Origin of the sequence: uncultured Gimesia sp. (assembly GCF_937919775.1) — a bacterium.
Classification (GTDB): Bacteria; Planctomycetota; Planctomycetia; order Planctomycetales; family Planctomycetaceae; genus Gimesia.
In genome coordinates this window covers 1-5,488 of record NZ_CALFPF010000301.1, presented here as the reverse complement: position 1 = coordinate 5,488, position 5,488 = coordinate 1, and the positions used below count along the sequence as shown (strand labels likewise).

The window sequence follows — 5,488 nt, the reverse complement described above, 5'->3', positions numbered from 1 at the left end:
CATTCCGGGCGGCATATGCTGGATGGGCGTGTGCCAACCATCGGTGCCTGGATCAATTACGGTCTGGGAACGCTGAACCAGAATCTTCCGCAATTCATCAATATGGGGCCACGTTTTTTTGATGTCAGAGACGGGCATTATCTGGGACCCGCCTACGATTCGGTGCCGCTCAAGGTTGATCCAAAAAATCCACTGCCCTATGCAAAACCGGAACTGGATCTCAGCAACGAAGAACAAAAAATCGAGTTCTCACTCATCAACCAGCTCAACCGGCTCAGTTCGGAAAAATATCCGAATGACAGCACGCTTCAGGCGCGGATTAAATCATATGAACTCGCATTCCGTATGCAGTCGGCGGTTCCCGAAGTGATTCAGTTCGACCAGGAAACCAAAGAGACGCAGGAACTTTACGGATTGAACAATCCCGCGACCAAACCGTTTGGGATGCAGTTGCTGGCCGCGCGGCGGTTTGTCGAGAAGGGGGTGCGGTTCATTCAGATCATGCATGGCGACGGAGCCGCCGGCGCCTGGGACTCACATTCCAATCTGCAGGCAAGTCACTCCAAGCTGGCAATGCAGGTCGATCAACCGGCGGCCGGTCTGATAAAAGACCTGAAACGCAGAGGCCTGCTGAATGATACGATTGTCGTGTTCGCCACCGAATTCGGTCGGACCCCCGGTTCGCAAGGCAGTAACGGCCGCGATCACCATCCGTATGGCTTTTCCATCTGGATGGCGGGCGGGGGTATTAAAGGAGGTCTGGCACATGGCACGACGGATGAACTCGGCTTCCACGCCGAAGAACATCCCCATTATGTGACCGACGTGCACGCCACGCTGATGAAACAGTTGGGACTGGACGCCCGCCGTCTGGAAGTGCCCGGCCAGAAACGCATCGAAATGGATTTCGGTCACCCAATCGACGAAATCATCGCTTAGACAGGATTTGTTTCAGTACCCGCTACGGTTTCGTCAGACGCGGTCTGCTTTGTATAATGGAATCTTTGCGATATTGAATCGCAGCTGAATTCTCATTTTCACACAGCGGATGCGAAAGGCTGTTCCATGTTTCGTTTCATATGTCTGGCACTGGTCCAACTTCCCTTCCTGATCGGCGCGGAATCTGCGTCTGCAAAAACGTACCGCGTTTATTTTCTGGGCGGCCAGTCCAACATGGATGGCTACGGATATGTCAAAGATCTTCCTCAGGATCTCAAGCAGCCGGTTTCCGGAGTGATGATCTTTCATGCAAACCCGTCTCCCGATGGAGTCCCCGTAGATGGCCGTGGTATCTGGGCTCCACTGCAACCGGGACATGGGGCGGGTTTTAAATCGGACGGGACCGCGAATACCTACTCAGATCGCTTTGGTGCTGAGCTGACGTTTGCGAAAACGCTCAAAGAACTTGCGCCGGAAGAAAATTTCGCTTTGATTAAAATTTCGCGTGGCGGCACTTCGCTGGCCATCGAAGCGGCAGGCAACTTCGGCTGCTGGGACCCCGATTATGAAAAAGGGACCGACAAAGGGCAGGGCATCAATCAATATGACCATTTTCTGACAGGTATGAAACGGGCGCTGCAGACGCGGGACATCGATCAGGATGGAGAAGCGGACACACTGATTCCCGCCGGCATTGTCTGGATGCAGGGGGAAAGTGATGCCTATTATTCTGAGGAAATCGCAAAGCAGTATGAAGCCAACCTCAAGCGGCTGATGGACTTAATTCGTGCATCGATGCTGACAGATGACCTGCCGGTGGTGGTTGGCCGCATTTCGGATTCAGGGAACAATCCGGAGGGAAAGGTCTGGAAACACGGCGAAATCGTGCGGGCCGGACAGGCGGCTTTCGTCGAAAAAGACAAACGTGCAGCGCTGGTGACCAGTACCGATGATTATGGTTATTCAGATCCTTGGCACTATAATTCAGTAGGTTATCTGGATTTAGGCAGTAAATTTGCCCAGGCCCTATGGAAACTGCCTCAGGAATAATATTATCCTGCTTGGATGATATGCGTTTTACTTTCAGCTCTTCGATAGAAATTGTGTTACAGGTATCAATATGAAACCGGAACTTCTTTCCCCGGCCGGCACCCACCGATCAATGCAGTATGCCTACGCTTATGGAGCCGATGCCGTTTATGCAGGACAGCCGCGCTACAGTCTGCGTGTTCGTGAAAACGAATTCAACAAACTGGAAGTGATGGCGGAAGCCGTCGAAGAAGCGCACAAGCTGGGTAAGAAATTTTACATCGCCAGTAACATCGCTCCTCACAATCTGAAAGTGCGCAGTTATCTCAAAAACATGGAACCGGTCATCGAAATGAAACCGGATGCGCTGATCATGTCTGACCCCGGGCTGATCATGATGGTCCGGGAACGCTGGCCGGAAGTCCCCATCCATTTGTCGGTCCAGGCAAACGCAGTCAACTATGCCACCGTGCGGTTCTGGAAAAACTTCGGATTGAGCCGCGTGATTCTTTCGAGAGAACTCTCGATCAAAGAAGTGGCAGAAATTCAGGAAGAGTGTCCCGATATGGAACTGGAAGTTTTCGTGCACGGAGCGCTCTGTATCGCGTATTCCGGGCGCTGTCTGCTTTCCGGTTATATGAACCATCGCGATTCGAATCAGGGAAACTGCACCAACGCCTGTCGCTGGGATTACAAAGTCAATGAAGCCGTCCAGACACTCGAAGGGGATATCGTCCTCAAAAATCCTCCCCCGCCAAAAAGTCAGCAGCAGCTGCCGATTGTGGATCAGTTGTTCCTCCTGGAAGAACCCCAACGGCCCGGCGAGTATATGCCCGCTTATGAAGATGAGCATGGCACATACATTATGAACTCCAAAGACCTGCGTGCCGTGCAGCATGTGAAAACATTCAGCGACATGGGAATCAGCTCGCTGAAAATTGAAGGGCGTACCAAGTCCTTCTTTTATGCAGCAAGAACCGCGCAGGTTTATCGCAAAGCCATCGACGATGCCGCTGCAGGCATCGAATTCAATGATAACCTGCTGGAGATGCTCGACAGTCTTTCCAACCGGGGTTATACCGAAGGCTTCTTCCAGCGACATGCCTCTGAAAGCATGCAGAATTATGAGCACGGTCGTTCGATGGCTAATCAGCAGCAGTTTGTCGGCGATATCATTGACCGGGATGAAGACGGTCTGATTGTGGATGTCAAAAACAAGTTTGGTCTGGACGATGAACTGGAGTTGATGACACCCGCCGGAAATACAGTCTTCAGTTTGAAAACACTGTTAGACAAGAATTCTGCGTCGGTGGAAGTTGCTCCCGGCAGCGGGCATGTCGTCAAGATCCCCTTCAGCGAAAATCAGCTTGAGGACAGTGCGGGACGGTTGAACGACCACGATCGACATTTTGCATTGTTAATGAAATCGGTAAAGACCCCCGCCGAGATGACTATCGTTTAACGAAAGTTACTTTTCGACGACCGTCAATTCATTGGTTACTTTGCGGACACCCGGCTCCAGCATTGCCAGAAATTCTACCAGTTTCTTAGCACCCGCTGATTCCACCTGACCACGTAGCGTGACACTATGATCGGCGTTCAATTCAAACTGCACGCCGCTCAGGTGTTCGTTCCGTTCTTTGATCCGGTCAAAGGATTGGCCCATCGATGCCTGGACGTTGCTTAGCGGAAGCGGGGCTGCGGTAAAAGCCACTCTCATCTGGGGACGAAATGCGGGAACCGGAGCAGCAGACTGGCCGGCATTAAACTGGTTCTGTCCCGACTGAAATCCGCTCGTGGTGGCTCTGTTAAAATTGCGGTTTTGACCGCCGTTATTCGTGCCGGCGTTCTGTGTGTTATTCCGACCGATAAACGTTTCCTGGGCTGCATCTGAGCGACCGATGAAACCGTTCTGGGGGTTGAGCGACTGCATGTTGCCCATTGTGTTGAGTCCGGATTGAGAATTCCCTGATAACTGGTTCCCGGAAGTGCTACTGCCAATCGAGCTTCCCGTACCGCCTGTCGTACTCCGACTGGACTGCTGCGAAGAACTGCTGGAGAGCGTTTGGACCTGCGCCTCAGATTGCGCGATAGCCCCGAAAGTGAAGTATGCGCAAACTGTTACACACATTACGTTTGTGAAACAAGAGCGTGGCATGATTTCCCCCGGAACAGAACTCAAAACGGAACAGGACCGCAATCGACTTAATTATAACATCGTCATTTCACAGTCAAAGCAAATAATCTGTTTTCCAGGGTTGAAAGTGGTTATTCCGCGGCATCATTCAAACGAAACTGCCGGTAACCGCCTGATTCTGTGGGGATCGCATCGGCAGTATACTGTCGGCTGCGTTCGGCTGGTAACTGTTTTGGATCATTCAGTAAACGATACATCTGAGATTCCAGTTGGCGAATCCGTTCATCGCGTTCGTCAACAACGGGCTCCATGACTTCTGCCTTGACTTGCTGGATGCGGTTCAGATCTGCTTCGGAACTTCTCAATTGAGATTGTTTATGCTTCGAGGAAAGCTCCAGACGTTTCCCCGTTTCCCGTCGTGCCAAAGTATCTACTTCTACATTTGCTTTCGCTTTTTGTTCGGGTTGTTGAGTCAGCGACTCCTCTGTCACCTGGGGAGTTTTGCCTTCCAGTTTGACTGAGATCATGCGGGAATAGATATCGGGCGCATCTTTCTGAGTCAGTTGAACACGCAGCGCACATTCCGCCTGATCTCTGCCCTTACGAACATAAGGGATAAACACCTGATAGGCGGGGCCTAAAGTAGATTCCACTGCGTGAACCTGCCAGGCGCCGGAATCAAACTTGTATTGATGCAGGGGTTTCGACTGTTCCTTTAAATCTCCCTGATCGTCGTAGAGATAAACCATCACCTCACCCTTTGCATAAACGGGTGAAGAGTTGTTGTGCTGAAAAAACAAGATCTGGCCTGCGAAGCCGCGCGTCGGCAATCCGTCAACACCTTTTCCTTCAGCAGGTTCCCAGAGTGCGACAATTTCCACAGCCGGTTTTTTGGGAGTGGCAAAGTTTTTTGCTGTCTTCCAGTTCCAGCTCGATAAAGCCAGGCTCGTACATCCGGTAACGGAGGTCGAAAATAACAGTAACGTCAACAGCGTTCGGACAGTTATGGTCAGGTGGTTCATTGCTTAGTCTCGACCCCAATAAGGAAAACGCCTTTGTATGACAGACTTTTTCGGAGCACGCTTGGGTTGTTTTATTTCTGTTTCGTAATTGATCTGCTGGATTCCTCCGTCCGCTTCCGGATTCAGATTGGTTTGTGGCATGACGGTCGTGGGGACCGGTTCCAGTAACCCGTCACCATCGGGGATGAATTCCGGTTCTCCCGGGGGCACCGCAAAAATGGGCCCCTGCATTTGTTCTGCTTTGTCCACCTGAAGGTGAATCCGTTCCGCTTCAACCTGCTTAATGAATTCCGAATCAGCATCGTTACGAATGATGCGGGGAGTCAGAAAGACCAGCAGTTCTTTGCGTCTGGTGGAACTG

The 5,488-nt window shown here is 51.5% G+C and carries 6 protein-coding genes; 3 read left to right on the top strand and 3 right to left on the bottom strand.

The features are described 5' to 3' along the window. The 3 genes from Q0294_RS08260 to yegQ form a co-directional block, all read left to right on the top strand. On the top strand, positions 1 to 939 hold a 939-nt coding region (locus tag Q0294_RS08260), incomplete at its 5' end, for a DUF1501 domain-containing protein (RefSeq protein WP_299463186.1). A gap of 126 nt (positions 940 to 1,065) precedes the next feature. Continuing rightward, positions 1,066 to 1,989 (top strand): sialate O-acetylesterase, encoded by a 924-nt coding sequence (locus Q0294_RS08255; RefSeq protein ID WP_299463183.1) that lies wholly within the window; start codon positions 1,066 to 1,068, stop codon positions 1,987 to 1,989. A gap of 70 nt (positions 1,990 to 2,059) precedes the next feature. Beyond that, positions 2,060 to 3,430 (top strand): tRNA 5-hydroxyuridine modification protein YegQ, encoded by a 1,371-nt coding sequence (yegQ, locus tag Q0294_RS08250; protein WP_299463180.1) that lies wholly within the window; start codon positions 2,060 to 2,062, stop codon positions 3,428 to 3,430. Positions 3,431 to 3,436: 6 nt separating this feature from the next. Here the strand turns inward: yegQ and Q0294_RS08245 are convergent, their stop codons facing one another. The 3 genes from Q0294_RS08245 to Q0294_RS08235 all read right to left on the bottom strand — a co-directional run. Then, positions 3,437 to 3,901, bottom strand: a complete 465-nt coding sequence (locus Q0294_RS08245; RefSeq protein WP_299463177.1) for a BON domain-containing protein — start codon at positions 3,899 to 3,901, stop codon at positions 3,437 to 3,439. 335 nt (positions 3,902 to 4,236) lie between these two features. Beyond that, positions 4,237 to 5,127, bottom strand: coding sequence for a hypothetical protein (locus tag Q0294_RS08240; RefSeq protein WP_299463174.1), 891 nt, complete (start codon positions 5,125 to 5,127; stop codon positions 4,237 to 4,239). Between the two features lie 3 nt (positions 5,128 to 5,130). Beyond that, on the bottom strand, positions 5,131 to 5,488 hold a 358-nt coding region (locus Q0294_RS08235; RefSeq protein ID WP_299463172.1), incomplete at its 5' end, for a hypothetical protein.